General features: G+C 64.4%; 28 protein-coding genes. 14 read left to right on the top strand and 14 right to left on the bottom strand.

All coding sequences use genetic code 11. The features are described 5' to 3' along the window. Window positions 1-12 precede the first annotated feature (12 nt). The 10 genes from fabB (at window position 13) to ACXAG6_RS05495 (ending at window position 10025) form a co-directional block, all read left to right on the top strand. Window positions 13-1239 (top strand): beta-ketoacyl-ACP synthase I, encoded by a 1227-nt coding sequence (gene fabB / locus ACXAG6_RS05540; protein ID WP_475335830.1) that lies wholly within the window; start codon window positions 13-15, stop codon window positions 1237-1239. Between the two features lie 5 nt (window positions 1240-1244). Further along, the gene (locus ACXAG6_RS05535; protein WP_475335828.1) at window positions 1245-2033 is read left to right on the top strand and encodes an enoyl-ACP reductase FabI; all 789 of its coding nucleotides are present in this window, start codon (window positions 1245-1247) and stop codon (window positions 2031-2033) included. A 54-nt stretch (window positions 2034-2087) separates the two neighbouring features. Next, complete coding sequence (locus ACXAG6_RS05530; RefSeq protein ID WP_475335826.1) at window positions 2088-2873, top strand: metalloprotease; 786 nt, start codon at window positions 2088-2090, stop codon at window positions 2871-2873. A gap of 96 nt (window positions 2874-2969) precedes the next feature. Further along, on the top strand, window positions 2970-3656 hold the full coding sequence (locus ACXAG6_RS05525) for a haloacid dehalogenase type II (protein ID WP_475335823.1): 687 nt from the start codon (window positions 2970-2972) through the stop codon (window positions 3654-3656). Continuing rightward, entirely contained in the window at window positions 3656-4477 is an 822-nt protein-coding gene (locus tag ACXAG6_RS05520; RefSeq protein ID WP_475335821.1) for an alpha/beta fold hydrolase, read from the top strand. The genes ACXAG6_RS05525 and ACXAG6_RS05520 overlap by 1 nt, the downstream gene beginning before the upstream one ends. Before the next feature lie 8 nt (window positions 4478-4485). Then, complete coding sequence (locus ACXAG6_RS05515; RefSeq protein WP_475337924.1) at window positions 4486-5445, top strand: threonine ammonia-lyase; 960 nt, start codon at window positions 4486-4488, stop codon at window positions 5443-5445. Next, complete coding sequence (locus ACXAG6_RS05510) at window positions 5442-6632, top strand: endonuclease/exonuclease/phosphatase family protein (RefSeq protein WP_475335819.1); 1191 nt, start codon at window positions 5442-5444, stop codon at window positions 6630-6632. Before ACXAG6_RS05515 ends, ACXAG6_RS05510 begins: the two co-directional genes overlap by 4 nt. Before the next feature lie 132 nt (window positions 6633-6764). After that, entirely contained in the window at window positions 6765-7847 is a 1083-nt protein-coding gene (locus ACXAG6_RS05505) for a zinc-binding dehydrogenase (RefSeq protein ID WP_475335817.1), read from the top strand. A 188-nt stretch (window positions 7848-8035) separates the two neighbouring features. Next, a complete protein-coding gene (locus ACXAG6_RS05500) occupies window positions 8036-9259 on the top strand; it encodes a mandelate racemase/muconate lactonizing enzyme family protein (RefSeq protein ID WP_475335815.1) in 1224 nt (407 codons plus the stop codon). Between the two features lie 43 nt (window positions 9260-9302). Beyond that, window positions 9303-10025, top strand: a complete 723-nt coding sequence (locus ACXAG6_RS05495) for a glutamine amidotransferase (protein WP_475335813.1) — start codon at window positions 9303-9305, stop codon at window positions 10023-10025. On the opposite strand, the gene ACXAG6_RS05490 is transcribed toward ACXAG6_RS05495, so the two are convergent. Beyond that, window positions 10022-10924: an endonuclease/exonuclease/phosphatase family protein gene (locus ACXAG6_RS05490; protein ID WP_475335811.1), complete on the bottom strand. Its 903-nt coding sequence runs from the start codon at window positions 10922-10924 to the stop codon at window positions 10022-10024. The two genes, ACXAG6_RS05495 and ACXAG6_RS05490, sit on opposite strands and share 4 nt — an antisense overlap. A 96-nt stretch (window positions 10925-11020) precedes the next feature. Here ACXAG6_RS05490 and ACXAG6_RS05485 point away from each other — a divergent pair, with 96 nt between their 5' ends. Then, window positions 11021-11929: an MBL fold metallo-hydrolase gene (locus ACXAG6_RS05485; protein WP_475335808.1), complete on the top strand. Its 909-nt coding sequence runs from the start codon at window positions 11021-11023 to the stop codon at window positions 11927-11929. A 202-nt stretch (window positions 11930-12131) separates the two neighbouring features. On the opposite strand, the gene ACXAG6_RS05480 is transcribed toward ACXAG6_RS05485, so the two are convergent. From ACXAG6_RS05480 to ACXAG6_RS05420, 13 genes are all read right to left on the bottom strand, one after another. Continuing rightward, a complete protein-coding gene (locus ACXAG6_RS05480; RefSeq protein WP_475335806.1) occupies window positions 12132-13193 on the bottom strand; it encodes a YeeE/YedE family protein in 1062 nt (353 codons plus the stop codon). A 78-nt stretch (window positions 13194-13271) separates the two neighbouring features. Further along, a complete protein-coding gene (locus ACXAG6_RS05475; protein WP_475335803.1) occupies window positions 13272-13700 on the bottom strand; it encodes a DUF302 domain-containing protein in 429 nt (142 codons plus the stop codon). Between the two features lie 86 nt (window positions 13701-13786). Beyond that, a complete protein-coding gene (locus ACXAG6_RS05470) occupies window positions 13787-15055 on the bottom strand; it encodes an FCSD flavin-binding domain-containing protein (RefSeq protein ID WP_475335801.1) in 1269 nt (422 codons plus the stop codon). 30 nt (window positions 15056-15085) lie between these two features. Beyond that, complete coding sequence (locus tag ACXAG6_RS05465; RefSeq protein WP_475335798.1) at window positions 15086-15793, bottom strand: c-type cytochrome; 708 nt, start codon at window positions 15791-15793, stop codon at window positions 15086-15088. Further along, the gene (locus tag ACXAG6_RS05460) at window positions 15790-17070 is read right to left on the bottom strand and encodes a c-type cytochrome (RefSeq protein WP_475335796.1); all 1281 of its coding nucleotides are present in this window, start codon (window positions 17068-17070) and stop codon (window positions 15790-15792) included. The genes ACXAG6_RS05465 and ACXAG6_RS05460 overlap by 4 nt, the downstream gene beginning before the upstream one ends. Continuing rightward, window positions 17054-18319, bottom strand: coding sequence for a sulfite dehydrogenase (gene soxC, locus ACXAG6_RS05455; protein WP_140013001.1), 1266 nt, complete (start codon window positions 18317-18319; stop codon window positions 17054-17056). The genes ACXAG6_RS05460 and soxC overlap by 17 nt, the downstream gene beginning before the upstream one ends. A 38-nt stretch (window positions 18320-18357) precedes the next feature. Further along, the gene (gene soxB / locus ACXAG6_RS05450) at window positions 18358-20055 is read right to left on the bottom strand and encodes a thiosulfohydrolase SoxB (protein ID WP_475335793.1); all 1698 of its coding nucleotides are present in this window, start codon (window positions 20053-20055) and stop codon (window positions 18358-18360) included. An 87-nt stretch (window positions 20056-20142) separates the two neighbouring features. Continuing rightward, a complete protein-coding gene (gene soxA / locus ACXAG6_RS05445; protein ID WP_475335791.1) occupies window positions 20143-21003 on the bottom strand; it encodes a sulfur oxidation c-type cytochrome SoxA in 861 nt (286 codons plus the stop codon). A gap of 27 nt (window positions 21004-21030) precedes the next feature. Beyond that, window positions 21031-21360 (bottom strand): thiosulfate oxidation carrier complex protein SoxZ, encoded by a 330-nt coding sequence (soxZ, locus tag ACXAG6_RS05440; RefSeq protein ID WP_475335789.1) that lies wholly within the window; start codon window positions 21358-21360, stop codon window positions 21031-21033. Between the two features lie 24 nt (window positions 21361-21384). Continuing rightward, window positions 21385-21804: a thiosulfate oxidation carrier protein SoxY gene (soxY, locus tag ACXAG6_RS05435; protein WP_475335787.1), complete on the bottom strand. Its 420-nt coding sequence runs from the start codon at window positions 21802-21804 to the stop codon at window positions 21385-21387. Window positions 21805-21850: 46 nt separating this feature from the next. Further along, window positions 21851-22330 carry a sulfur oxidation c-type cytochrome SoxX gene (gene soxX, locus ACXAG6_RS05430; RefSeq protein ID WP_475335785.1) on the bottom strand — a complete coding sequence of 160 codons (480 nt, stop codon included), beginning with the start codon at window positions 22328-22330 and terminating at the stop codon, window positions 21851-21853. A gap of 135 nt (window positions 22331-22465) precedes the next feature. Continuing rightward, entirely contained in the window at window positions 22466-23026 is a 561-nt protein-coding gene (locus ACXAG6_RS05425; protein ID WP_475335783.1) for a thioredoxin family protein, read from the bottom strand. A gap of 15 nt (window positions 23027-23041) precedes the next feature. Then, on the bottom strand, window positions 23042-23779 hold the full coding sequence (locus tag ACXAG6_RS05420; RefSeq protein WP_475335781.1) for a cytochrome c biogenesis CcdA family protein: 738 nt from the start codon (window positions 23777-23779) through the stop codon (window positions 23042-23044). 48 nt (window positions 23780-23827) lie between these two features. Between ACXAG6_RS05420 and ACXAG6_RS05415 the strand changes: the two genes are divergently transcribed. The 3 genes from ACXAG6_RS05415 to ACXAG6_RS05405 are packed head-to-tail and all read left to right on the top strand — an operon-like array spanning window position 23828 to window position 25722. Next, window positions 23828-24244 (top strand): thioredoxin domain-containing protein, encoded by a 417-nt coding sequence (locus ACXAG6_RS05415; RefSeq protein WP_475335779.1) that lies wholly within the window; start codon window positions 23828-23830, stop codon window positions 24242-24244. Then, window positions 24241-24615, top strand: coding sequence for an ArsR/SmtB family transcription factor (locus tag ACXAG6_RS05410; protein WP_371707321.1), 375 nt, complete (start codon window positions 24241-24243; stop codon window positions 24613-24615). The genes ACXAG6_RS05415 and ACXAG6_RS05410 overlap by 4 nt, the downstream gene beginning before the upstream one ends. Window positions 24616-24657: 42 nt before the next feature. Next, window positions 24658-25722: a YeeE/YedE family protein gene (locus ACXAG6_RS05405; RefSeq protein ID WP_475335776.1), complete on the top strand. Its 1065-nt coding sequence runs from the start codon at window positions 24658-24660 to the stop codon at window positions 25720-25722.

The following is a 25722-nucleotide window of genomic DNA, read 5'->3' as shown; positions in this document are numbered from 1 at the left end:
ATACGAGGTTACATGCGTCGCGTCGTCATCACCGGGATCGGGATCGTCTCTCCCATCGGGATCACCGCCGAAGAGGTTACCGAGAGCTTGAAGACCGGGCGCTCGGGCATTACCGCCGCGCCGGAATACGCTGAAAACGGCTTCCGCTCCTGCATTCACGGCAAGCCCGACATCGACGTTGCCGAACACATCGACAAACGCAACCTGCGCTTCATGGGCATGGGCGCGGCCTACAACTTCATCGCCATGGATCAGGCGGTGAAGGACAGCGGGCTTGAGCAATCCGACGTGTCCAACGTGCGCACCGGGTTGATCATGGGCTCCGGCGGGCCTTCGACCTCCAACTTTTTTACCGCGCATAACATCGTGAAGGACAAGGGCTCTCCCAAGCGGATGGGCCCCTTCATGGTGACGCGCTGCATGAGTTCCACCAACTCGGCCTGCCTTGCCACGCCCTTCCAGATCAAGGGCATCAACTACTCGATCACCTCAGCCTGTTCGACCTCGCTGCACTGCGTGGGCAACGCGGTGGAGCAGATCCAGATGGGCAAGCAGGATGTGGTCTTTGCCGGCGGCGGCGAAGAGGTGGATTGGACGCTCTCCTGCCTGTTCGACGCGATGGGCGCGATGAGCAGCAAGTACAACGACACCCCCACCAAGGCCTCCCGCCCCTATGACGCTACCCGCGACGGTTTTGTGATCTCTGGCGGCGGCGGCGTTGTGGTGGTGGAAGAACTGGAGCACGCCAAGGCGCGCGGTGCGAAGATTTACGCCGAAGTCACCGGCTACGGTGCCACCTCCGATGGTGCCGATATGGTTGCGCCCTCCGGCGAGGGTGGTGAACGGGCGATGAAGCTGGCGCTCTCGACCATCGGCGATCACAAAGTGGATTACATCAACGCACACGGCACCGCGACGCCAGTGGGCGATGTGTTGGAAGTCGAGGCCATCCGCCGGGTGTTTGGCGAAGGAAGCACCCCGCCGATCTCCTCTTCCAAGTCGCTCGCGGGCCATAGCCAAGGCGCAACTGGCGTGCTCGAAATTATCTACTCCATCCTCATGATGGAAAACCGCTTCATCCAGGCTTCGGCCAACATCACCGAGCTCGACCCGGGCCTGAACCCCGGCGAGATCGTGACAGAAACGCAATTTGACGTTGATCTCGACTCGGTCCTTTCCAACAGCTTCGGCTTTGGCGGCACCAACGGATCTCTGATTTTGAGCAAGTATCACGGATAAACACGATGGCTGAATTGATGCGAGGCAAGCGTGGCCTCATCATGGGGGTGGCGAACGACCGCTCGATTGCCTGGGGCATATCGAAGGCCATGGCCGCCGAGGGCGCCGAACTGGCGTTCAGCTATCAAGGCGAGGCGTTTGGTAAACGGGTAGAGCCGCTGGCCGAAAGCCTCGGCTCCGATTTTCTGCTCGATGTCGACGTGATGAACGATGAGAGTATGGATGCCGCATTTGGCAAGATCGGCGACCGCTGGGGTGAGCTCGACTTTGTGGTGCATGCCATCGCCTACTCGGACAAGAACGAGCTGACCGGACGGTTCATCAACACCACGCGCGACAACTTTCGCAACTCGATGACCATCTCCTGCTTTTCCTTCATCGACGTCGCGCGCCGGGCTGCACCGCTGATGAACAAAGGGGGCACGCTGCTGACCCTGACCTATCAGGGCTCCAACCGGGTGACGCCCTATTACAACGTGATGGGCGTGGCCAAGGCCGCGCTGGAGAGTTCGGTGCGCTACCTTGCCAACGATCTTGGCCCCGATGGCATTCGGGTCAACGCGATCTCGCCCGGACCGATGAAAACCCTCGCGGGCGCGGCGATTGGCGGAGCGCGCAAGACCTTCCGCTTTACCGGTGCCAACGCACCGCTGCGCGAGAATGCGACGCTGGAGGCAGTGGGCGGCACGGCGGTTTACCTCGCCTCCGACTACGGGGCCTGCACCACGGGTGAGATCGTGCGGGTGGATGGCGGCTTTCATATGTTGTCCATGCCGCAGCCGGACAACCTCTAGCCTTTTCCCTGCTTGCGCCAAATTCAGGCCTGATTTCATGGCGATACGGAGCGCATGACACTCTTGCTCCTCGCTGTGGCGCTTTGCGCATTTACTGCTTTTTCGCTGCGTGGCGGCCTTATGGCTCCGCGCGGGATGGTGGTGCATTCACTGGATACCAACGGCGTCCTGCTGGGCCTGGCCGCCTTTGGCTTGGCTGCGTGGCTTCTCGGCCCGCTTTACGGGATCGCGCTGACGCTTTCAGTCGTGGTACACGAGTTTGGCCATGTCGCGGCCTACCGCGTGGCAGGCCACTCTGACGCCCGGTTTCGGCTTGTGCCTCTTATGGGCGGCGTGGCGATTTCAAACCGGCTGCCCGACACCCAAGCCGAGAGCTTCTTCATCACCCTGATGGGGCCGGGCATTTGCATTGCGCCGATGGTACTGGGCTTCGCCGTCTCGGAATATTTCACATGGCGGGCACCGGAAATCGCCCATGCTGCATGGGTTTTTGCCATCGTCACTGGGGCGCTCAACTTCTTCAACCTGCTGCCGTTTTGGCCGCTGGACGGTGGACGTTGCGTGAAGATCCTCGCGCAAACGTTCTGGCCACCGCTGGGCCGCGTGGTGGGCATGGCAATGAGCGCCGCCTTTGCCGCCACGGCGCTGTGGATGCAGTCGACGATGCTGTTCTTCTTCGCGCTGATCTCGGCCCAATCGCTCTTCAGCGAACATGACGAGGCGCGATACCAGCGCCCGATGAGCCGCACGCAGGGCGCGCTGGCGGCAGCGGCTTACCTCTTCACGACCGCCGCACACCTCTGGGGCGGCTGGGCGCTGCTTGACCGCTACCTGCTCTGACGCAAGCGCCTTCGCGGTGATTCCTGCCAGCAGCCAACTGCTGCCCCTTCCGCCCCGGACGCCCCTGTGCCAGTCTGCCGCGAGAAAGGGGGCGGCATGACAATCAAAGCCTGTGTTTTCGACGCCTATGGCACACTTTTCGACGTGTCCGCCGCCGCGCGTGAAGCAGCCGCGGAACCGGGCCGGGAGGCGCTGGCGCGTTGCTGGCAGGCCCTCGCCGCAACGTGGCGCGAGAAGCAGCTTGGCTACAGCTGGCTGCGCGCAATCACAGGAGAGCACGCCGACTTTTGGCAGGTGACTGGCGAGGCGCTGGACTATGCGATGGCCGAGCAAAACCTCACCGACGCGGCCCTGCGCAAGCGGTTGATGGCGCTTTATTTCGAACTGTCCGCCTACCCGGAAGTGCCTGGAATACTTGAGAAATTGAAGGATGCGGGCTTTGCCACGGCGATCCTTTCCAACGGCTCGCCCGAGATGCTGATGGGGGCCGTCACCTCTGCCGGGATCGGTGCGGTGTTGGATGACGTGATTTCGGTCGAGGATGTTGGCGTGTTCAAGCCCGACCGCCGGGTTTACGATTTGGTAGGCACCGCGCTCGACGTGGCCCCACAGGATGTGCTCTTCGTGTCGTCCAACGGCTGGGATGCCGCCGCCGCCGCGGGCTATGGCTTTCAGACCGCATGGGTCAACCGCGCCGGATTGCCGATGGACCGCCTGCCTTGGCGCCCCGCTCACGAGTTGACCGACCTATCCCCCATCCCCGACCTCGCAGGAAGGCTCTGATGCCCAGCTTCACCGCTTCTGACGGCACCCGCATTCATTACCGCGACGAGGGCGAGGGCCTGCCGCTGCTCTGCCTAGCCGGGCTGACCCGCAACGCCAGCGACTTCGACTATGTCGCCCCGCATCTGACCGGCTGCCGCCTGATCTGCCCCGACTATCGCGGGCGCGGCGGCTCTGGCTGGTCAGGCGCCGAAACCTACACCGTGCCGGTGGAAGCAAAGGACCAGCTTGAACTGCTCGACCACCTCGGGCTGGCCCAAGTGGCCATTCTGGGCACATCGCGCGGCGGCCTGATCGGCATGGGGCTCGCGGCGATGCAGCGCGACAAGGTGCTGGGCCTCTGCCTCAACGATGTAGGCCCGGCCCTGAGCCGCGACGGGCTGGAACGGATCTTCGATTACGTGGGCCGCAACCCGGCGGCAAAGACTCACGCTGAACTGGCCGCTGCGCTGCCCGGCGCGATGCCCGGCTTCGTTAACGTGCCGCCCGAGCGCTGGCTTGAAGAAGCGCGGAAACATTACGATGAAACGCCAGAAGGGTTGAAAATCAATTACGATCCCGCCCTACGAAAGTCTTTTCTGGCCGCGTTCGAGGGGGATATCCCCGAGGCGTGGCCGCTTTTCGAGAAGCTGAAGGGCCTGCCGCTGGCGCTGATCCGGGGCGAAAACTCTGATCTGCTGACGCCCGAAGCCGCCGGTAAGATGCGCGAGATGAACCCGGAAATGATTTATGCGGAAGTGCCAGACCGGGCGCATATCCCTTTCCTCGATGAGCCCGAGGCACTGAAGGCGCTGGATCAGTGGCTGGAGAAAATCCGTTGAATTTCGAGATGATAGAGGCCGCCGCCGAAAGGTTGCGCGGGCATGCGCGGGTGACGCCGCTGCTCAACTCGCCGTTCCTAGACGAAATCGCGGGCCGGCGTGTTTGGGTGAAGGCGGAGTGCCTTCAGGTGACCGGCAGCTTCAAGTTTCGTGGGGGCTGGTCAGCCGTGTCGGCCTTGGACGGCGACGGCGGCGTGCTGGCCTATTCCTCGGGCAACCACGCGCAGGGCGTGGCGGCTGCAGCAAAGGCGCATGGGCGTGAGGCCGTGATCGTGATGCCCAGGGATGCCCCGGCGATAAAGGTCGCCAACACAAAGGCTTACGGCGCGCAGGTTGTGCATTACGACCGCGCCACGGAAAGCCGCGAGGCGATTGGTACCAAATTGGCCGAGGCGCGGGGGCTGACGCTGATCCGCCCCTATGACGAGCCTCAGGTGATTGCCGGGCAAGGCACCTGCGGGCTGGAAATTGCCCGTCAGACCGCCGAGGTGGGAGTGGACGGCGGCGAGGTGATCGTGTGCTGCGGCGGCGGTGGGCTGACCTCGGGCATTGCGCTGGCGTTGGAAGAGGCCGCGCCGAGCTTTCGGGTGCGCACGGCAGAGCCAGAGGGGTTTGACGACGTCGCCCGCTCGCTGGCTGCCGGAAATATCCAGAGCAACGAAGCACTTAGCGGATCGCTCTGCGATGCGATCGTGACGCCGCGGCCGGGCGAGTTGACCTTTCCGATCATGAAACGGCTCTGCGGGCCGGGCATGGCGGTGAGTGACGCGGAGGCGCTTCGCGCCATGGCGCTGGCCTTCTTGCGGCTGAAGATCGTGGTGGAGCCCGGCGGGGCCGTGGCGCTGGCATCGGCTCTGTTTCGCGGCGATGACATCACCGGCGAAGATGTGGTGGTGGTGGTCAGCGGCGGCAATGTGGACGCGCGGATTTTTGCAAAGGCAATAGACACTTACGGAGATGCGGCATGACCGATTGGACGGTGGCGAGCTTCAACGTGAAAAACCTGATCGGGGCGGAGAAAGAGTATTACCGCTTCGAGAGATACACGCCCGAGGAATACGCGTGGAAGGCCAATTGGCTGGCCGATCAGGTGGCCTCGCTCAACGCTGATCTCATTGGTTTTCAAGAGATTTTCGAGGAGGAGGCGCTGCGCGATGTGGTTGCGCAGGCAGATCGGATGGGCGAGGCCTCCAACGCGGTATCGGTGCCGGACAAGGGCAAGCCCTATCACCGTAAGGCGATCTTTCGGAAACTGGCCTATGAGCCCTATGGCGATGCTGCGCTGGCCTTTGCGCCCAATGCGCAGGACGGCGGGCCGGGAGAGCGCAGGCCGGGGCTTGCGGTGCTATCGCGCAATGGGTTTGTCGGGGCGCCGGAGGTGATCCAGGTGCTTGATAAGCCTCTTGAAATTCCGCTGCGCGACCTTGGCGGCGAGGGCGCGGGGAGCTTTAAGCTGAAGCGGATTTCGCGCCCCATCTTGAAGGTGAAAGTGCCGGTGGGCGCGCATGTGGTGACGGTGTTCAACTGCCACCTAAAGAGCAAGCTGGGCGAGTTCATTGCCCCTGAGGGGGCGGAATTTTCCAATGAAGCCAACCTGTTGGACTATGACGCCGTGGGGAGGGCGATGGGCTCGCTTCGCTCGGCGCTGAGGCGGATGGCGGAGGCCTGGGTGCTGCGGCGCGAGGTGGTGGCGGAGCTGGAAAAAGGCAATGCTGTCATCGTGTTAGGCGATCTGAACGATGGCGAGCATGCGGTGAGCAGCGAGATTATCACCGGAGAAGCCCCGTTCAAGAATTATGCTTGGATGCGGCGGCATGATGCCAAACACCAAGGGGACCGCTATAGCGTTGAAGAGGCCGCACAAATTACCGAAAGCGTGGACTCGATGCGGCTGCATTCGGCGGAAAAGCTGTTTGTGCGCAAGAGCCTGCGCGACATGGTTTACACGGCGGCTTTTGGCGGGGTTTATGAGAGCATCGACCAGATCCTGCTCTCCCGCCACTTCCACCCGGACTTCGACCAAGCCATTGGAAGCATGGACTATTTCAGTGTCTTCAATGACCACCTGACCGACGGCTCGCACCCTGAAGCGCCCTACAACAAACTGGCGTCTGACCATGGGCAGATCATGGCGCATTTGCGCTTTGACGACTGACCTATTCAGAAATGCATGGATGGGCGGGAAATTAGCCCTGTTGAGGCGGAGTGTGCGGAAAAGCGCACATGCACAACCCATGCACATCCTATGCACAACCCATACCTATGCAAATATGAATAGGAGCGGCGAATGGTGACGATCAAGGCCGCTGTGGCCCGCGAATTTGGCTCGCCTTTGGCCATCGAAGAGGTGGACCTCGCCGCCCCGCACGAAGGCGAGGTAGAGGTGGTCTTGGAGGCCGTGGCGATTTGCCATTCGGACATCCACTTCGCCGAGGGCGCATGGGGCGGCGGGCTTCCGGCGGTTTATGGGCACGAAGCGGTGGGCCGCGTTGCCGCGACCGGGCCGGGCGTGCGCGGGCTGGCGGAGGGCGACCGGGTGCTGGTGACGATGCTGCGGGCCTGCGGGCACTGCGGCTGCTGCGCCGAGGGTGCGCCGGTTTACTGCGAAACGGGCTATGACCGGGACGCGCAGAGCCCGATCAGCCAGAACGGCGCGGGGGTGAACCACGGGCTGAGCACCGGGGCCTTTGCCGAGCGGGTGGTGGTGGACCAGAGCCAGCTTGCGCCGCTGGATGAGGATATTCCGGCCACCTCGGCCTGCCTGCTAGCCTGCGGGGTGATTACCGGTGTGGGCGCGGTGGTGAACACCGCCCGCGTGCGCCCAGGCGAGACGGTGGTGGTGATCGGCGCGGGCGGCGTGGGGCTGAATGCGATTCAGGGCGCGCGGATCGCGGGCGCGGCGCGGATCGTGGCGGTGGATATGAGCGCCGAGAAGCTGGCTGCCGCGAAAGAGTTTGGGGCGACGGACGGGATTTTGGCGAGCGCGCCGGAGCCGTGGAAAGCGATGCGTGAGATTGCGCCCATGGGGGCGGATGCGGTGTTTGTCACGGTGGGGGCGGTGCCGGCGTATGAGACCTCGCTGAATTATGCGGGCTATCGCGGGCGGGTCGTTGCAGTGGGGATGCCGCACTCGGGCGAGAGGGCGGCATGGGAGCCGGTGATGGTGGCGGCGCTGGGGCAGAAGATTGAGGGGTCGCTGCTGGGCGAGGTTGTGTTGAAGCGGGATATTCCGTGGATGGTGGAGCTTTATCGGCAGGGGCGACTGAAGCTGGATGAGCTGGTGAGCGGGACTTGGCGGCTGGAGCAGATCAACGAGGCGATTGCGGACACCAAGGCCGGTGCGGCACGGCGGAATGTGATTGTGTTTTGAGGGATGCTGGGTGGGCTCATCCGCCCTTCGCGGCGTCTTCGCGGGGGTGTTTTGCTCGTCCGCCCTTCGAGGCGTCCTTGCGGGGGATGCTTTGCTCGTCCGCCCTTCGGGGCGTTCTCGCGGGGGCCAGGGCGAAGAAAGGTCCGGAGGCCTTGATGAGCCGGGCTGGAACGTGATGGGGTAGTGCGATGAAACTTGCCGATCTGGATATCATCGTGACCTCGCCCCCTGCCCCCGGTTGGGGCGGGCGTTACTGGATCTTGGTGAAGCTCACCACGGCCTGCGGGATCATAGGCTGGGGCGAGGTTTATGCCGCCTCGGTGGGGCCCCAGGCGATGCGAGGTGTGATCGCCGATGTGTTTGCGCGGCATATGGAGGGGGAGAACCCGGAGAACATTGAGCTGATGTTTCGGCGGGCCTATTCGGCGGGGTTTACCCAGCGGCCTGATCTGACGGTGATGGGGGCCTTCAGCGGGCTGGAGATGGCCTGTTGGGACATCATCGGCAAGGCACGTGAGCGGCCGGTTTGGGCGATGATCGGCGGGCGCACGAATGACCGGCTGCGGGCTTATACTTACCTGTATCCCGAGGACGGAATGGCGCTGCCCGAGTTTTGGAGCAGCCCTGAAATGGCCGCTGAGGTGGCGGCACAGCGGGTGGCAGAGGGCTGGACGGCGGTGAAGTTTGACCCGGCGGGGCCTTACACGGTGCGCGGGGGGCATGAGCCTTCGGCCTCGGATATTTCGCGCTCGGTGGCATTTTGCGAGCAGATCAGAGCGGCGGTGGGGGACCGGGCGGATTTGCTGTTTGGCACCCATGGGCAGTTTTCGGTTTCCGGCGCTTTGCGGATGGGGCGAGCGATTGCGCATTGCGACCCGCTCTGGTTCGAAGAGCCGGTGCCGCCAGACAACGTGGGCGCGATGGCGAAGGTGGCCAGCGGCCAGCCGGTGCCGGTGGCCACGGGCGAGCGGCTGACTACCAAGGCGGAGTTTGCGCCGGTGTTGCGGGCCGGGGCGGCGGCGATCTTGCAGCCCGCGTTGGGGCGTGTGGGCGGGATTGGCGAAGCGCGGAAGGTGGCGGTGATGGCGGAGGTTTACAACCTGCAGGTTGCGCCGCACTTGTATGCCGGGCCGGTGGAGTTTGCGGCCAATATTGCCCTTGGCGTGGCGATCCCGAACCTGCTGATGGTGGAGTGCATCGAGACGGCGTTTCACCGTGATCTGGTGAAGGGCGCGATCCGGGTGGAAGGTGGCCATGTGGTGCCGCCGGAGGGCCCGGGGCTGGGCATCGAGGTGGATGAGGAACTGGCGCGGGCGCTTCCGTGGGAGGGCGATGGGCTGCATTTGGAGATGCAGGACGGGCCTTGCGAATATGGCGCGCCGAATGCCTTTGAAGGCGGGGCGCCGCGGTGAAAATTCGGGATTGGGGAGGTGGGCAGATTGCCCACCCTACGGGATGAAGCCATTTTTGATTTTGCAGTTGCGGCCTGAGGCGGAGGCTTCGGACGACGAGTTTGCGGCGATCTGCGCCAAGGGCGGGTTGGCGGAGGCCGACACGCGCCGAGTGCGGCTGGATTGCGAAGAGCTGGGCGCGGTGCGGCTGGAGGATTATTCCGGCGTGATCGTGGGCGGCGGGCCGGGCTGCGTGAGCGACCCGCCGGAGGAGAAGAGCCCGGTGGAGGCGAAGATCGAGGCCGCCGTTCTGGGGCTGATGCCTGAGGTGGCGGCGCGGGATTTTCCGTTTTTGGGCTGCTGTTACGGGATCGGGATTTTGGGCAAGGCGCTAGGGGGCGTGGTGGCCAAGGGGCGCTATGGCGAGGCCGTGGGGACGAGTGCGTGCCGGGTGGTGCAGGCCGATCCGGTGCTGGAGGGGGTTGCGCAGGAGTTTGATGCCTTTGTCGGCCACAAGGAGGCGATGGAGGTGTTGCCGGAGGGCTGTGTGCTGCTGGTGGAGAGCGGGCCTTGCCCGTTTCAGATGGTGCGCTATGGGGCCAATGTTTATGCCACGCAGTTCCATCCCGAGGCGGATGCGGGCGGGTTTGAGACGCGGATCAGGGTGTATCGCAACAAGGGGTACTTTGACCCCGGCGAGGCCGATGGGCTGATTGCGATGTGCCGGGCGGCGCGGGTGACGGAACCGGAGAAGATCTTGCGGAACTTCGTGGCGCGGTTTGGTTAGGGCAGGGTGATGTCGGCGTAGACGGGGTAATGGTCTGACGGCCATTCGCCCATGAATTTTTCACGCAAAGCCAGAGGCTTGGTGACGGTGATGCCGCGGCTGGCGGCGATATGGTCGATCGCGCCGAGGATGTTTATGCCGGCGTTGAGGTGGTAGGTCGCGCCGCGGGTGGGGGCGAAGGTGAGGCCGGCCTCTTCGAGGGTGCGGAGCGTGTAGGCGCCGTGCATGGCGTTGAGATCGCCGAGCAGGATGACAGGCGTTCCGGCGGCGATGGCGGGGGCGAGACGGTCGCGCACGAGGGCGGCGGAGAAGCGGCGGTTGGAGCGGCTTTTGTATTCGAAATGGACATTGACGACGCGGAGGCGTTTGCCGTCTGCGGTTTCGAACTCGGCCCAGGAGGCGAAGGCGGGCCAGGAGCCGTTGAAGGTGCGCGAGTAGATCACGTCGGGCGTGTTGGAGAAGAAGAACCAGCCTTCGTCCACCGGTGTGAGGCGGGAGGCGCGGTAGAAGATGGGTTGGGTGGCCGGAAAGCTCTGCCAAGGGCCGGAGGCGGCGGCGCGGTAGGCGGGGAGTTCGGCGAGGAGGTAGTCGCGGGCGAGGTTGGTGGAGCCATCGTCGCCGCGGCTGAAGCTCTCCATCTCCTGAAAGGCGATGATGTCGGCGTCGATCTTGCGCAGGGCCTCGGCCATGGGGGCTTTGCGGCGGTCCCAGTCGGCAACGGACCATGCGCCCTCGGGCTTGTTCAGCAGGATGTAATGGGTGTTGTAGGTGGCGACACGAAGCGTGCCTTCGGGGTGCGGCGGCACCGGCTCGGAGCCGGAGTGGGCGACGTGGAGGGCGCAGGCCAGCAGCGGCAGGGCGAGCAGGGTGAGGGCGAGGATCTTGAGGGCGCGGCGCATGGGCGGAAGATAGCGGGCGGCGCGGCGGCGTCCATCTTTCGTTGCCGTAGCGCGTGGGTTCAGTCATATTCACAAAAATAGATATGGGAGGATGACATGCGGATAACACGGCGCGGATTCGTGACGGGCGCGGCAGCGGGTGTGGCGGCGAGCACGGGGCTGGCGCTGCGCGCGCTGGCGGAGATTTCGCTGGGCGGGGCGCGGCTGACCACGGTGAGCGACGGGCACCTGATGCTGCCGGGGTCTTTCGTCTTCGAGGGTCTGCCCGAGGCGGAGGTGGCGGCGATTGTGGAGCCGATGGGGGTTTCTCCCTCTGCGCTGGAGCCGCCCTGCAACGTGACCCTGCTGCGGCTGGACGACAGAGTGGTGCTGTTTGACGTGGGCGCGGGGCCGGACTTTATGCCATCGGCAGGGGAGTTGGCCGCCAATCTCGACGCGGCGGGCGTTGCGCCGGAGGATGTGACGGATGTGATTTTCACCCATGCCCACCCCGATCACATCTGGGGGCTGCTGGATGACTTTGACGAGCCGCTCTTTCCCGAGGCGAATTATATGATGGGCCGGGCCGAGTGGGACTATTGGTGGAACCCGGAGACAGTGGAGAGCATCGGCGCGGAGCGGCAGGCCTTTGCCGTGGGGGCGAAGCGGCGGATGGAGGCGATCGAGGACCGGGTGGCGTTTTTCGACGATGGCGAAGAGGTGCTACCCGGCGTGGCGGCCTTTGCCTGCGTCGGGCACACGCCGGGGCATATGTGCTTCGAGGTTCGCCAGGGCAGCGAGAGCATAATGGTGGTGGGCGATGCCATCGGCAATCACCACGTGGCCTTCGCGCGGCCCGGCTGGGAGGTGAACTCGGACCAGGACAAGGTGACGGCGGCTGTGAACCGCGTTGCGCTGATGGACCGGCTGGCCGGAGAGCAGATGACGCTGGTGGGCTTTCATCTGCCGGGCGGCATTGGCCGGGCGGAGAAGGATGGCGCGGGCTATCGCTGGGTGGCGATGTAGGCTTTCGGGCCCGGGCCTCGTTTTTGGCTGAGGTGTCGTAGTGGGGGGCCAGCCCCCCACACCCCCCGGAGATATTTTCAGCAAGAAAATGGGGTTGGCGGGGTGACCTGGGGGGCGGGTGCGCGCAATTCTAACCGAATTGGAAACGTTAATTGCGGGGGCGGTTCGTGGATTTGGCTGCAGGGCGAATTTTAATCTGATTTTAGGCGGCTGCGATGGTGCGGGGGCGGGCGAGCAGTCGGTGGGTTGCCATGGCGGAGAGCCACATGGTGAAGAGGGCGAGCCATGCGGTGGCACTGAGGGCCGAGCCGCCGGAGACCCCTGCCCCGACAGCGCAGCCGCCAGCGAGCATCGCACCGAAGCCCATGAGGGCGCCGCCGACGAGGTAACGCTCCATCGGGGTGTCGGGTTGGAAACGCTGTAAGGCGAAGGTGCGGGCCGCGAGGGAGGCGGCGAGGGCGCCGAGGAAGACGCCGGGCACGAGGCCGACGCCGAAAGAGAGCGGCAGCGAGGGGTTGCCGACGAGGCCCATCAGCGTGTCGGTCGCCGGGCCGGTGAAGCTTATGGAGCTGACCGAGACGGGCTCGAAGGCGACCTGGCTCGCGTGGTAGGTGACATACCAGCCTGCGGCGACCGCCACGCCGACGAGGGCGGAGGCGAGGATTTGGCCGGGGCTTTTGCGGGCTGCGAGCACGGCCCAGGCAAGGGCTGCGCCGAAGGCGGCGAGGGAGAGTGCGGCGGTGGCAATGGGCGCGAGGCCTGCGAGCGCGCCGAGGTCGCGCGCCGGGCCGGGCGGGACTGTCCAGAGCGAAAAGAGCCAGAGGCGCGCCGGGCCGAGGATGCCGGTGAGGGAGGCCTGTGCGACAAGCGTGAGCACGAGGCCGGTGACCAGCGCGCGCAGATTGCCGGTGGCCGAAAGCACCAGAAGGCGGGAGGCGCAGCCGCGCGCGAGGATCATACCCGAGCCGAACATCGCCCCGCCGATCACCGCGCCGGAGATGGAGCCGGGTTGGGAAAACTGGCGGGCTTCAGAGAGGTCGAGCCAGCCCAGCGCGAGGCCGCCCTGCACCAGCGCGAGGGCGGTGGTGAAGACGATGAGCCAAGTTGCAAGCCGGGGGCCGGGCGAGAGGGTGGCGACCTCGATGGTAGCGGCGCGCAGGCAGAACGCGGAGCGCTGCGCCGCCGCGCCGAAGAGCAGCCCCACGAAGAGGCCCAAGAGGGCGATGGCGGCGGCTTCGCCGAGGGTATCGAAGAGCCAGATCATCAGGGGTGTCTCCGGTTTTCACCGGGCTACCACGCAGCCGCGCGGGGCGCGTTGACCCGGATCAAACCGGGGCGGGCTTTAGCCGCCGATGGCCTCTGTGATGATGGTTTCCAGCAGATCCTCGACCGCATCCATCGGGCCTTCGGGATAGTCGCGGTGGCCGATCTGCACCTTGCCCTCTTTCTCGGTGACGAAGACGCCATAGGGGCAGTGCTGGATGTTCATCGGGTCGGCTTCCATCACCTGCCGCGAGACCACGGCGGAGCAGAAGAGGAAGATGTCGGCGGCGTCGAAGATTTTTACATCCGAGCCGACATCCTCGCCGGTGCGGGCGAGCATATCGCCGACGTGGCTGGTGTAGTCGATCACGAGGCCTTGGCCGACGATGGCGCTTTCGACCGCAAAGGTGGCATCATCGAAGCTGCCTTCGAAGTCGTGCAGCACGGCATCCTGCGCCAGAGCGGGGGTGGCCAGCAGGAGCGCGGCGGCGAGGGTGAGGTGTTTCATGGGGGTCTCCTCCGTGGGTGTGCCTTCAGAATGGAGATAGGGCGGCGGGGCGCCATGACATGTGTCAAACGCCCCGCCGGTGTGGCTTAGCCGAACATGTCGGCGGTGATGCCGGAGTACCAGCCGATGCTCTCTTCATAGGTGGCTTTGCGCAGGGCTGCGTCCTCGCCGGTTTGAGAGATGAAGCTGTCGGTGCTGGCGATCTTCTCTTCGGTAGGCTCGTAGGAAGCGCCCACTTTCACCCCGTCTTCGGTGGCGATGAGCGACCAGCAGGTGTTGGAGAACTTGGCCGGGAACACCCGGCTATCGGTCAGCGCGCCACGAATGGCATTGGCGGCCACCTTGGCCTGGCTGTTGGCGGAGAAGCCGGATTTGGGCATGTCGCCCTGAGCCGAGGCGTCTCCCAGCACGTGGATGTCGGCATCCATCTTCGAGCTCATGTCGGTGGGGTTGACCGGGGCCCAGTTGCCCTCTGTCAGCCCGGCGGCATCGGCGATGTGGCCCGCTCTCTGGGCGGGGATGACGTTGCAGACATCGACGTTTTCGACGGAGCCGTCGATTGTGACGGTCATCTCACCGGGGTTTACCTCGACCTTGTCACCGCCGAAGTCGGGGCCGATGCGCTCGATCATGCCGGTGTAGTGCTTTTGCCAGCCCTCCTCGAAGAGCGCCTGTTTGGAAAACTTCTCCTTAGGGTCGACGATGAGGATCTTGGCGGTGGGGTTCCGCTCCTTCAGCACGTGGGCCACCATCGAGATACGCTCATAGGGCCCGGGCGGGCAGCGGTAGGGGTTGGGCGGGGCGACCATGCAATAGGTGCCGCCCTCGGGCATGGCCTCGATCTGGGCCTTCAGCAACTCGGACTGACTCCCGGCCTTGTAGGCGTGGGGCATCTTGTTTTGGCTCAGGACCGACCAGCCGGGGACTGAGCCGGGCACGAAGTCGATGCCCGGCGAGATCACCAGCTTGTCGTAGGGCACCGAGCCGCCGCCTGCGAGGGCGACGGTTTTGGCGTCACGGTCCACGCCGATGGCCCAGTCGTGCACGACGTTGATGCCATAGTCGGACGCGAGCGTGCCGTAGCTGTGGGCGATGCTTTGCAGGTCTCGGAAGCCGCCGATGTAGAGGTTGGAGAAGAAGCAGGTGTAATAGGTGCGGGTGGGCTCGATGAGGGTGACATCTATCGCGCCTTCGCTGTCCTTGGCGATGTAGCGGGCTGCAGTGGCGCCCCCTGCCCCGCCGCCGATCACCACCACGCGGGGCATGCCGTGGGCGGCGGCCCGAACCATGGGGGCCGAGAGCGCGGCGGTGCCTGCGGCAGCGGTGCCGAGGAACGTCCTTCTGTTGAGTTTCATGTGTACTCCTCCCTGTTCTATGCGGCCCCTTTACTCCTCCAGGGTCGCAAAATAGGCGGCCAGCGCCGCGATCTCTTCATCGCCGAGGCGTCCGGCGACCATGTTCATCACCGGGTGCGTGCGCGTCTTTTGCTTGTAGGCGTGCATGGCGATGACGAAATCTTCCTCCGGCCAGAGGGTGATGGAGGGGATGCCCTCGTCACCGCCGGAGGTCTGGTGGCAGGTGGTGCACTCCGACGCCAGATATTCACCATACTCCGGATCGCCCGTCAGAGCGAGGATCGCCGGATCAAGGTCATGGTCGGTGGCTTGGGCCGTTGGATCGGCCTCGGGAATATTGGCGGGAGAGTCGGAAAAGCGGCGCAGATAGGCGATGAGGTCGGCGCGCACCTGCGGATCCGCCTCGCCGCGGTAGCTCATACGGGTGCCGGGGACGAGTTGCTTGGGGTTTTCGAGAAAGGCATCGAGCGTATCGGCGTGCCACTCAAGGCCCTTGGCCCCGGCCCGCTTGAAGGCGTTGGAGTAGCGGAAGCCCTCAAGCGAGGCGGCGCGGCGGCCGAAGAGGGTGTTGAGGTGGGGGCCGATGCGATTGGTGGCCTCGGGGCCGAGCTGGTGGCAGCCTTTGCATTTGGAGAAAGCCGCCTCGCCGCGCTCCGCATCCCCGACCTCGGACGCGAGCGCCGCGCCCGGTGCGAGACCGAGCACGGCGACGAGAAGGGCGGCGCGGGCACGGATCATTCAGCGAATGACCCCAGATAGGCCTCGACCGCCTCGATATCACTTTCCTTGCGCAGGCCGTTGAAGGACATTTTGGTGCCCTTGAGGAAGGCTTTGGGCTTGGTCAGAAATTCGGCAAGGGTTTTGCTATTCCATGTGAGGCCGGCCTCGCCTGCCTCGGCCATCGCCTTGGAATATCGGAAGCCCTCAACGGTGCCTGCGGTGCGGCCCATGATGCCGTTGAGCTGGGGGCCGGTCTTGTTTTCGGCGCCCTCGCCCACTTGGTGGCAGGCCTTGCACTTGCGGAAGACCTTCTCGCCTGCGGCGATCAGCTCCGGGTCGGCGGGAGCGGCGGCCATGGTTTCTTCGGCGGGGGTTTCTTCGGAAGCAGCCTCCTCAACCACGGCTTCGGCCCCGGCGTCGACGGTTTCCTCCACGGGGTTTTCGACCACCATCTCGGATGCGGCCTCCTCAGCCGGAGCGGCCTCGGATGCGCCTTCCTCTTCCGGGGTCACATCGAGCACGGTGGCGCGCATGGTGATTTCGACGCTGTCCTTGCAGTTTTCCATACAGGGCTCGGTGCGCCAGTTCGGGTATTCGGTTTCTGCCCGGTCATCAACGATGAAGCCGTTGGCATTGGGCATTTCGACGTCGAGAAAGTTTTCGCGGGTGAGCACGAAGTCGTCTTCGACGAAGAAGTTGGAATAGAGGATGTATGCGGTGATGGCGTAGGTATCATCCGCCGAGAGGGTCTGTGCCGCGCCGAAGGGCATTGAGCGGTGGACGTAGTCCCATGTGGTCGAGAGGTAGGGCCAGTAGGAGCCGACGGTTTTGAGCGGGTCTTCATCGGCCAAGGTGCCGTCGCCGCCCGCGAGTTTGGGCCAGTTGCCGGAGCCTTCGGCAAATTCGCCGTGGCAGACAGCGCAGTTTTCGGAAAACAGCACCTCGCCGTCTTCGACGGAGCCGGAGCCGGGCGGAAGGCCGCGGCCATCGGGCATGACCTTTACATCCCAAGCGGCGATTTCATCTTCGGTGGCGGGGCGACCGAGGCCGAATTTGGCCTGCGTTACCGGAACGCCCTCGGCTGTAGCCTCGGCGGGGGCGGCCTCATCGGCGGCTTGCGCCGCCTCTTCGGCTTTGGGTTCAGGCGCGCTCTGGGCTGAGGCGGCGGGCACGCTTTGGCCGCGCAGGGGGGCGGGGATATCGGCGACGAACTGATCGGCGAGGATATAGGCGGAGCCGAGGAGAACGGCGGTGCCCCCCATCGTGGGGGCGAAGATATTAAGAAACTTCGACATTTTCAGCGCTCCCGTCGGTGTTTACATGCCAGGTCTGGATGCAGTTGTTGTGGTAGACCGAATTCAGCCCGCGCACCTCGCGCAGCTGGGTCTTGGTGGGCTGGACGTAGCCGGTTTCGTCCATCGCGCGGCTTTGCAGCAGCATCTCGGAGCCATCCCACTCGGTATCGAGGTAGAAGCGGGTGAGCGCCTTGGTGTCGCCCTGGGTGCGCCCGAGGCGGGCGGTTTCCCATGTTTTGCCGCCGTCCTTGGACACATCGACACGGGTGATCCGCCCGTGGCCGGACCATGCCATGCCGGTGATGACCAGCGGGCCGGGGCCGTGGGTGATGGGGGCCTGCGGGCTGGGCGAGGTGACGACGGATTTGGCATCCATCACCCATGTCCATTTGCGCGCAGTGCCATCGGCCAGCGTGTCGGTGTATTTGGAGGTTTCTTCGCGGCTTTCGACGGCGGCATCTGTGACCTCGATGCGGCGCAGCCACTTGATCCACATGTTGCCCTCCCAGCCGGGAACGACGAGGCGCACTGGGTACCCGTGCTCTTTACGCAAAGCCTCGCCGTTGGCCTTGAAGGCCACGAGCACGTCATCAAGCGCCTTTTCCATCGGGATCGAGCGCCCGTTGGAGGAGGCGTCAGCTCCTTCGACATAAACCCAGCGGCCCTCGGTGGTGCCATCATATCCGGCCTCGGCCAGAAGCGTGCGCAGGGGGATGCCGGTATATTCCATGTTGTGGATCATGCCGTGGGTGAACTGGGCGCCGTTGAGCTGGGCGCCGGCCCATTCCATGCCGGTATTGGCGGCGCATTCGCAGAAGTAGACGTGGTTTTCGCGCGGGAAACGCTCCAGATCGGCATAGGTGAAGACGAGCGGCTGGCCCACGAGGCCGTTGATCATCAGCCGGTAGTCTTCCTTCTTCAGTTCGATGGCGCCGGAGTGATGGCGCTCGAAGGCGCAGCCTTGCGGCGTGATGGTGCCATCGAGCGCGTGAATCGGGGTGAAGTTGATGGAGGAGATCGGATCAGCGGTGAGCCAGGGCACGTTGCGGCGCACCACGTCGGCCTCATACTCGATGGGCATGCCGTAGGGGGTGGCATCGACGCCTTCGCCCAGCCCGCTGGCCCACTCCTGCACCTCGGTGATCAGCGGATCACCTTCGGCGCGGGCCTGCGTGGCCAGCGTGCCAGCGGCTGCGGCGGCAGTGCCGGCCAGAACGGCGCGGCGGGAGAGTTTGAGATCGTCGCTCATGGGGGTGTGCTCCTCATTCACGGGGGGGTGGGTGATGGTCAGTCGACCACCACCTTCACGTTGTCATGGTCACCTGCGGTGACTGTGCCGAGTTTCTTGATATGGCTTTCGACCACGTCCCAGATGGGCGGGCCTTCGGTGCCCTCGTTGACCGAGGCCCAGCCGGCGACGGTGTAGTTCTTGCCGGGGTCGATGGGCTCGCCGGTGGAGAGCAGGGTCATGCCCGAGATGCGCTCGCCCTGCGGCTTGTTGATATCAATCTGGTAGCCCATGCCGCCGATGCGGACCATGTCGCCGCCCTGCTGATAGTAGGGGTCGGGGTTGAAGATGTTGTCGGCCACGTCTTCGAGGATGACCTTGATGAATTCGCCCGTCATTTCAGTGCGGTAGGCGTTGGGGTAGGTCATGGAGGTGACGTTGAAGATATCTTCGCGGGTGATGTCCTGCCCCGGGATCATCGAGGCGCCCCAGCGGACGCCGGGGGACATGGCGATTTGCGCGTCGCGCTCGGAGAGGAGGGCGTCGCAGATCAGGTCGTCCCATGTGCCGTTGAAGTTGCCGCGGCGGTAGAGCGTGGTGTCGTTCTGGCCGATCACCTCGGCCATTTCGGCCTCGTAGGGCGCGCGCTGCTCGTCGATCAGGGCGGTCATCGCTGGGTCGGGGGCGATGACGTCGGAGAAGATCGGGATGAGCTTGTGGCGGTAGCCCATCATCCGGCCATCGCGCACGTCGAGATCCACCCGGGAGACGAACTTGCCGTGGGAGCCGGAGGCGACGACGATGGTGTTGCCCACCACCACCGGCTCGGGGAGCGCATCGTGGGTGTGGCCGGAGAGGATCACGTCGATCCCTGGCACGACGGAGGCCATCTTCTTGTCGACGTCAAAGCCGTTGTGGGAGAGCACGACGACCACCTCGGCCCCGGCGGCGCGGGCCTCTTCCACCACTGCGGCCATGTGCTCGTCGCGGATGCCGAAGCTGTATTCGGGGAACATCCAGCCGGGGTTGGCGATGGGCATGTAGGGGAAGGCCTGGCCGATGACGGCGATCTTGGTGCCGCCGCGCTCGAACATCTTGTAGGGGGCGAAAAGCTCGGCGGGTTCGTCCCATTCGGCGTCGAAGATGTTTTGGCCGAGGGCGGCGAAGGGTAGGCCCTCGACGATCTCGTTCACCCGGTCGGAGCCGAGGGTGAACTCCCAGTGGAAGGTCATGGCGTCGGGCTTGAGGGCGTTCATCACATTGACCATGTCCTGCCCCTGCGTTTGCAGGCAGGTGTAGGAGCCGTGCCATGTGTCTCCGCCATCGAGCAGGAGGGAATCGGGGCGGTCGGCGCGGATGGCGTTGATGACGGTGGCGACGCGGTCCATGCCGCCGACCTTTCCGTATTGGGCCGCAAGCGCCGCGAAATCGCCGGAGGACAGGGCGTAATGGGAGGGAGACCCATCGGCGATGCCGTAGAGCTTGCGGAAGTCAGCGCCGGTGACGTGGGGCACCTTGCCGAGATTCTCACCGACGCCGAGGTTTACCGAAGGCTCGCGGAAGTAAATCGGCTTCAGTTGGGCGTGGATATCGGTGACGTGGATGAGCGAGACGTTGCCGAAGGTGTCGAATTCCAGCAGCTGATCCTGCGTGAGGGCCTGCTGCGCGGCGAGACGGGCCCAGTTGCCGAAACCGGAGGTGCCGAGGAGGGCGGAAGCGGCCATGCCGACCTGGAGGAAATCGCGGCGGGAGATCATGGAAGACTCATCCTTTAGTTATATGCGCATGTATGCATCTGTCGGGGACAGAAAACCCGCGCCGGATCACTCCGACGCGGGCCTAGCTTACTGGCGAACTGCCGGAGTTTCGACCGAGAGACCGTTGCCGCGCGAGGCGACGTAAAGCTCCAGCGCGCGGAACTCGTCGGAGCCTTCGGCGAAGGTCTCGGCGCGGGTGTCGCGGATGCAGCCACGGAAGCGGTTGTGCTTGGAGATCAGCTTGGCCTGCTTCAGCCGGTAGGTGGGGAAGCCGTTGGTTTGCCCCTGGCTGAGGTGGTCGGCGCGGATCATGTTGCCATAGTTGTCTTCGTGGCAATTGGCGCAGGACAACTCAAGCTGGCCGTAGCGGGTGTAATACATCTCCTTGCCCTGCTCCCAGAAGGGGGCGGCGGGCCCGTCGATGGCCACGTTCATCGGCATGCCGCGCGATTGCAGGCCGATCAGGGCGACCATGCCCTGCATGTCGTTGCCCGACCACTTCCAGGCATCGGCCCCCATGCGCTCGGTGCGGCAATTGTTGATGGCATCTTCCATCGTTACCAGCTTGCCGGTCTCTTCATCGACCTTGGGCATGGTTGGCGTCAGGCCCGCAAAGCTTTCGACGCCTTCGTGGCAGCCCTGACAGCTTTTGCCGGCGGAGCCTTCGGCGGTGGAATAGGCATCCATCGCGGCATCCACGGTGAGCATACCGGGGTTGTCGAAGTCGTCCATTTCGAGCGACTGGGTTTCGTCGGTGCGGAAGCGCCAACCGGAGTAGATCGTATCGATGGCGTCCGACAGGTGGTCGGGGGCGGCCGTTTCGGTGACGATCTCGGTCTCGCCATTGATGACGAGGCTGTCTTCATCCGGTCCGGCATGGGCGGCCACCGCGAAGGCGGAAGCCGCTATGAGTGCGATTGTGCTTGCGCGTTTGCTAGCTTTTTTCACGCGTCCCTCCCTGAACGTGCGCGGCGATCAGCCGACGGTGATTTCCTTGGTCTCGGTGTAAGTCGAGCCGTCGTCGTCCTGCCAAGTGAACTCGAAGGTTCCTGTCTCGGGCACGGTGGCCTCGAACTCAAAGTAGGGGTTCGTCGAGATCGCCGGTTCCATCTTCACGTCGATCACGGTCTCGCCGTTGAAGGTGCAGGTGAACTGGTTGATGATCGAGCGCGGAATGGGGTTGCCGTCGCCGTCCTTGCGCTGGCCGCTCTCCATGGGATGCGAGATCAGCGTTTTGATGGTGATCGCCTCGCCGGCGGAGGCCGACTTGGGGACTTTGACGCGGGGTTTGACTCCGGATGCCATTTTATCTGTCTCCTGTTCTCTGCCTCAGCCGCCGCAGCCGCCGATGGTGACTTTTACGGTCGCGCTGGCCTGCTTGAAGCTGCCATCGGCCATTTTGGCCACGGCGACCACGTCTTGCGTTTTGGCAAGGCGGATGCGGGTGGCGCCGTAGTGGCTGGCCGCGAGCGGGCCGAAGGTAAAGGTGGCCACGGGCGGCGTGGGGTTGCCCGTGGCGAGCACCATGATGCTTTCGGCCCCCTCGGCGCTGACCGAGATTGGCACGGTGTTGCCGTTTTCAGCGATTTCGGGGGCGTCGATGGTGATGCCGCCCTCGGCCACTTCGGCCCCGCCGGTGAATTCGGCGATGAGATCGGCCACGGCGTCGGCCATGGCGGGCATGGGCAGCGTGGCGGCCAGTGCGGCGCCCGCGCCCAGAAGCAGGGTGTCTCGTCTTGTCAGGATCATGGTGCCTCCTATGCGGCCCGCCGGTGCGGGCGCGGCTGTGGGTCTGTTACTCGTCCTTGAGCGTCATCAGAAAGGCGACGACGTCTTCGATCTGTTCGGCTGTGAGCAGCGGGGCCACCTCGCCATCAGCATGGGCCTTGCCGGTGTAGGCATTGCCCAGACGGATGAAGCCTTCGGTCTTGTAGAACGACGGCATCATGGTGCCTTCGAAGGTTTTCTTGGCGTTGGCGACGATGCCGCGCAGTTCGGCTTCGCTCCAGCGGCTGCCTGCGCCATCCAGCGGCGGGCCGATCTCGCCCTGAAAGGCCAGTTCGGGCAGGGCCGAGATTTGGTGGCAGGCCACGCAGTTGCCCGAGCCCTTGTTCATCAGCACAGCGCCATTGGCGACATCGCCCGGCGCGCCGGTCAGCGAGACTTCGACTGCGCCGTAATCATCATAGGCAACGGCGGTGGGGGCGACGGTTTCGGCCCAGGCTGCCGTGCCGAGCACGGTTGCGGCGGCGATCGCTCCAAGCGTTTTGTTCATGATCCCTCCCTTGGGTGGCCGGGCCGCTGCGGACCCGCTACCTTTGTCGGCATACGGTAGCGCACAACCGGGCACCACCGCAATAACAAATTCAGTTACCTGAATTATTGATTATGTTGCAGCGCAGCATTGGCCTCAGCCCTGCTGCTCGGCGAACTTGCGGGCGTGGTATTTTTGAAAGGGTTCATCGCCCTCGTAGCCCTTCTCGAGAACCCAGGTGAGCAGGTTCATGGTGGTCCATTTGCCAAAGGCACCGGGCATGGTGACAACGGCGGCCTGCGCCCCGGTTTTGCCCGCCTCGACCTCTTCGGGAAAGAAGAGAATCGTTGGCGTGAAGAGGGCGTTCCAGCGTTTGACCATGTCTTTCTCGGCCATCGCCTCGCCGTCGAAGTCGGTCACCTCAATGTCACCGAACATGTTGAGCTGCACAACGAAGTAGTTTTCTTCGATCAGTTGCTTCACCGCCGGGTCGGAGAACACCTCTTCATGCATCTTGGTGCAGTAGATGCAGCCGCGTTGCTCGATAATGACCATGAATCGTTTGCCCTCCTCGCCTGCCTCGGCAAGGTCTTCGGACATGTCCTTGAAGGTGTCGCGGAACCAAGGCTCCTTGTGCAGCCCGTCGTCACCGATCTCGGCCTGCGCCGTGGTGGTGGCCATGAAGAGGGCCGCGAAGAGGGTTAGGAGGCGTTTCATGGGTCTCTCCCGTTGCTAGCTGGTGAAGGCCGGGAACTTCTCGATCAGCCACCATGCGATGGCATTGACTGTCCCGGTGAGAATTAGGACGGCGAAGAGGATGAGCAAGGCGCCCATGACCTTCTCCATCTTGCCGAGGTGTTTGCGGAAAGCCCCGGCGAACTGCATGAAGGGCGCGGTGAAGAGGGCGGCGATGATGAAGGGCAGCACCATGCCCGCGCCAAAGACATTGACCATGAGCAGCCCGCGCCATGCGGTTTCATCCGTGGAGGCCATCATGAAGACGCCGGTGAGCACGCCGCCGACGCAGGGTGTCCAGCCAGCCATGAAGGCGAGGCCGACGAGGTAGCTCGACCAGATGGTCATGTTGGAGGTGTCGCCTGCGTCGAGTTGCAGGGTGCGGTCGAGAAAGCCGATGCGATAGACGCCGAGGAAGTGCAGGCCCATGATGAGCACCAGCGCCCCGGCGGCATAGCGGAAGTAGTCGATATAGGTTTTGAACAGCTCGGAGATGGCAAAGGCCCCTGCCCCGAGCACGGCAAACACCGTCATCATGCCAAGCGAGAACATGACCGCCGAAGCGATCAGGCGGAGCCGTGCGCCCCGGGCCAGCGTGCCATCGGCGGAGATTTCGGACATGCCGACACCGGCCATGTAAGACAGGTAGAACGGCACGATCGGCAGCACGCAGGGGGAGAAGAACACCACCAGCCCGCCGATGAAGGCGCTCCAAATGCCCACGTCGAGCAACATGGCCTGTCCTCCCTTGTTTCAGACCCATTATCATATTAAGTTTGTTGAATGGAACGTCAATCGGGATCGGTGCCCTTGCGGCTTGTGGCCCTTCTTCTCAGCTTGACCCTCACGGTCCTGCCTATAGCAGCACGGGCCGAGACGGTGCTTGTGATGGTGGAAGAGGCCGGGTGCGCATGGTGTGCGCGTTGGAACAAGGAGATCGGCCCGATTTATGGCAAGACGCCAGAGGGCCGCGCCGCGCCGCTGCGCCGAGAGATGATTGGCGCACCGCCGGATGATATTGCCTTTGAACGCGGGCTGCACTTTACGCCGACCTTCGTGCTGGTGCGTGATGGCGCGGAGCTGGGGCGGATTGAAGGCTATCCGGGCGAGGACTTCTTTTGGGGCTTGCTTGGGCAGATGATGGAACAGAACGGCGTGGCACTGCCCGCTGAATCGGGGGAGGCCGGGGCCGAGGGATGAGGACCGAGGGAACGCAGAACATGCTGGATGACAAGCCGGGCCTTCCGGTGTTTGACAAGAACATGTGCGCCGAGGACATGGACAGGATGGTGGCCAATGCCACCAACGCGGCGAATTTTCTCAAGGCGATCAGCCATGAGGGCCGCCTGATGATCCTGTGCCACCTCGCGACGGGCGAGAAGACGGTGACCGAGTTGGAAGAGCTGCTTTCGGCCCGGCAGGCGGCGGTTTCGCAGCAGCTTTCGCGCCTGCGGCTGGAAGGGCTGGTGACCCCACGGCGGGAGGGCAAGGCGATTTACTACAGCCTTGCGGATGAGCGCCCGAAGAAGATCATGGAAGTTGTCTACGAGATGTTCTGCAAGGAGGGCTGACCGGCCCGCTGCGGGCGTCCGGGGCTTGGGGAGGAGAGCCGGGTGTTCGAATACCTTCTCGACAGGATCGGTGATGCCAATGCCGTGGCCCTCGTGGGGCTGGCGGGTGGCATTTTGCTGGGGCTGGCCGCGCGGATTGGCCGGTTTTGCACGCTCGGCGCGATTGAAGACATGCTCTACGCGGGTGACAGCCGCCGTTTGCGCATGTGGGCGCTGGCCATCGGCACCGCCGTCATCGGCGTGGCGCTGGCCCGGGCGGGTGGGCACTTCGACCCTGCCGAAACCCTCTACCTCTCCCGCGTCTGGACCCCGCTTGGCAGCATCCTTGGCGGGCTGATGTTTGGCTATGGCATGGCGATTGCGGGCAACTGCGGCTACGGCGCGCTGGCCCGGCTGGGCGGCGGCGATTTGCGCGGGTTCATCATTGTGCTGGTCATGGGGCTTTCGGCCTATGCGGTGCTGTCCGGTCCATTGGCGCGGGCGCGGGTTTGGCTGTTTCCGGTGGATGGCATGGCGGTTGCGCCGCAGGGATTTGCCGAGAGCCTCGGCGGCATGGCCGGGATATCGCCGGTGGTGGTGGCGCTCATCGTGGGCGTGGCACTGCTGGTGCTGGGACTCGCCAGCCGGGAGATGCTGCGCGCGCCCGGGCACATGGCCTGGGGCGTGGCGGTGGGCTTGGCGGTGCTTTCAGGCTGGCTGGGCACATTCTGGGTGGCACACACGGGCTTTGCGGGCGAGCGGATCACCACGCACACCTTTTCGCAGCCGTTGGGCGATACGATGCTTTGGGTCATGACGGCGAGCGGAAACACCCTGAGTTTCGGCGTGGGCTCTGTGGCGGGCGTGCTCATCGGCGCTTTTGCGGGCTCGCTCATCAAGGGGCATTTTCGCTGGGAGGCCTGCGAAGACCCGCGCGAGTTGAAGCGCCAGATGGCGGGCGCGGCGCTGATGGGGCCGGGTGCGGTGCTGGCGGTGGGCTGCTCTGTGGGACAGGGCATAAGCGCGTTTTCGGTGCTTGCATGGTCGGCGCCCGTCACCTTTGCCGCGATCTTTGCCGGTGCGGCACTTGGGCTGCGGCAGCTCATTTCAGGCTTCCACATCGCGTAG

The organism is Vannielia sp. ABF1_015, assembly GCF_056160745.1.
The sequence above is the reverse complement of the archived record's forward strand: the minus strand, read 5'-3'. Positions and strand labels throughout refer to the sequence as shown.

Coding starts and splice junctions, on each gene's coding strand:
- ACXAG6_RS05535 (WP_475335828.1), top strand. CDS start 1,245: ATGGCTGAATTGATGCGAGGCAAGCGTGGCCTCATCATGGGGGTGGCG.
- ACXAG6_RS05415 (WP_475335779.1), top strand. CDS start 23,828: ATGGAACGTCAATCGGGATCGGTGCCCTTGCGGCTTGTGGCCCTTCTT.
- ACXAG6_RS05520 (WP_475335821.1), top strand. CDS start 3,656: ATGCCCAGCTTCACCGCTTCTGACGGCACCCGCATTCATTACCGCGAC.
- ACXAG6_RS05495 (WP_475335813.1), top strand. CDS start 9,303: ATGAAGCCATTTTTGATTTTGCAGTTGCGGCCTGAGGCGGAGGCTTCG.
- soxC (WP_140013001.1), bottom strand. CDS start 18,319: ATGAGCGACGATCTCAAACTCTCCCGCCGCGCCGTTCTGGCCGGCACT.
- ACXAG6_RS05530 (WP_475335826.1), top strand. CDS start 2,088: ATGACACTCTTGCTCCTCGCTGTGGCGCTTTGCGCATTTACTGCTTTT.
- ACXAG6_RS05410 (WP_371707321.1), top strand. CDS start 24,241: ATGAGGACCGAGGGAACGCAGAACATGCTGGATGACAAGCCGGGCCTT.
- soxZ (WP_475335789.1), bottom strand. CDS start 21,360: ATGGCATCCGGAGTCAAACCCCGCGTCAAAGTCCCCAAGTCGGCCTCC.
- soxY (WP_475335787.1), bottom strand. CDS start 21,804: ATGATCCTGACAAGACGAGACACCCTGCTTCTGGGCGCGGGCGCCGCA.
- soxX (WP_475335785.1), bottom strand. CDS start 22,330: ATGAACAAAACGCTTGGAGCGATCGCCGCCGCAACCGTGCTCGGCACG.
- ACXAG6_RS05465 (WP_475335798.1), bottom strand. CDS start 15,793: ATGATCCGTGCCCGCGCCGCCCTTCTCGTCGCCGTGCTCGGTCTCGCA.
- ACXAG6_RS05525 (WP_475335823.1), top strand. CDS start 2,970: ATGACAATCAAAGCCTGTGTTTTCGACGCCTATGGCACACTTTTCGAC.
- ACXAG6_RS05470 (WP_475335801.1), bottom strand. CDS start 15,055: ATGAAACTCAACAGAAGGACGTTCCTCGGCACCGCTGCCGCAGGCACC.
- fabB (WP_475335830.1), top strand. CDS start 13: ATGCGTCGCGTCGTCATCACCGGGATCGGGATCGTCTCTCCCATCGGG.
- ACXAG6_RS05490 (WP_475335811.1), bottom strand. CDS start 10,924: ATGCGCCGCGCCCTCAAGATCCTCGCCCTCACCCTGCTCGCCCTGCCG.
- ACXAG6_RS05420 (WP_475335781.1), bottom strand. CDS start 23,779: ATGTTGCTCGACGTGGGCATTTGGAGCGCCTTCATCGGCGGGCTGGTG.
- ACXAG6_RS05475 (WP_475335803.1), bottom strand. CDS start 13,700: ATGAAACACCTCACCCTCGCCGCCGCGCTCCTGCTGGCCACCCCCGCT.
- ACXAG6_RS05510 (WP_475335819.1), top strand. CDS start 5,442: ATGACCGATTGGACGGTGGCGAGCTTCAACGTGAAAAACCTGATCGGG.
- ACXAG6_RS05505 (WP_475335817.1), top strand. CDS start 6,765: ATGGTGACGATCAAGGCCGCTGTGGCCCGCGAATTTGGCTCGCCTTTG.
- soxB (WP_475335793.1), bottom strand. CDS start 20,055: ATGATCTCCCGCCGCGATTTCCTCCAGGTCGGCATGGCCGCTTCCGCC.
- ACXAG6_RS05480 (WP_475335806.1), bottom strand. CDS start 13,193: ATGATCTGGCTCTTCGATACCCTCGGCGAAGCCGCCGCCATCGCCCTC.
- ACXAG6_RS05425 (WP_475335783.1), bottom strand. CDS start 23,026: ATGAAACGCCTCCTAACCCTCTTCGCGGCCCTCTTCATGGCCACCACC.
- ACXAG6_RS05485 (WP_475335808.1), top strand. CDS start 11,021: ATGCGGATAACACGGCGCGGATTCGTGACGGGCGCGGCAGCGGGTGTG.
- ACXAG6_RS05460 (WP_475335796.1), bottom strand. CDS start 17,070: ATGTCGAAGTTTCTTAATATCTTCGCCCCCACGATGGGGGGCACCGCC.
- ACXAG6_RS05515 (WP_475337924.1), top strand. CDS start 4,486: ATGATAGAGGCCGCCGCCGAAAGGTTGCGCGGGCATGCGCGGGTGACG.
- ACXAG6_RS05500 (WP_475335815.1), top strand. CDS start 8,036: ATGAAACTTGCCGATCTGGATATCATCGTGACCTCGCCCCCTGCCCCC.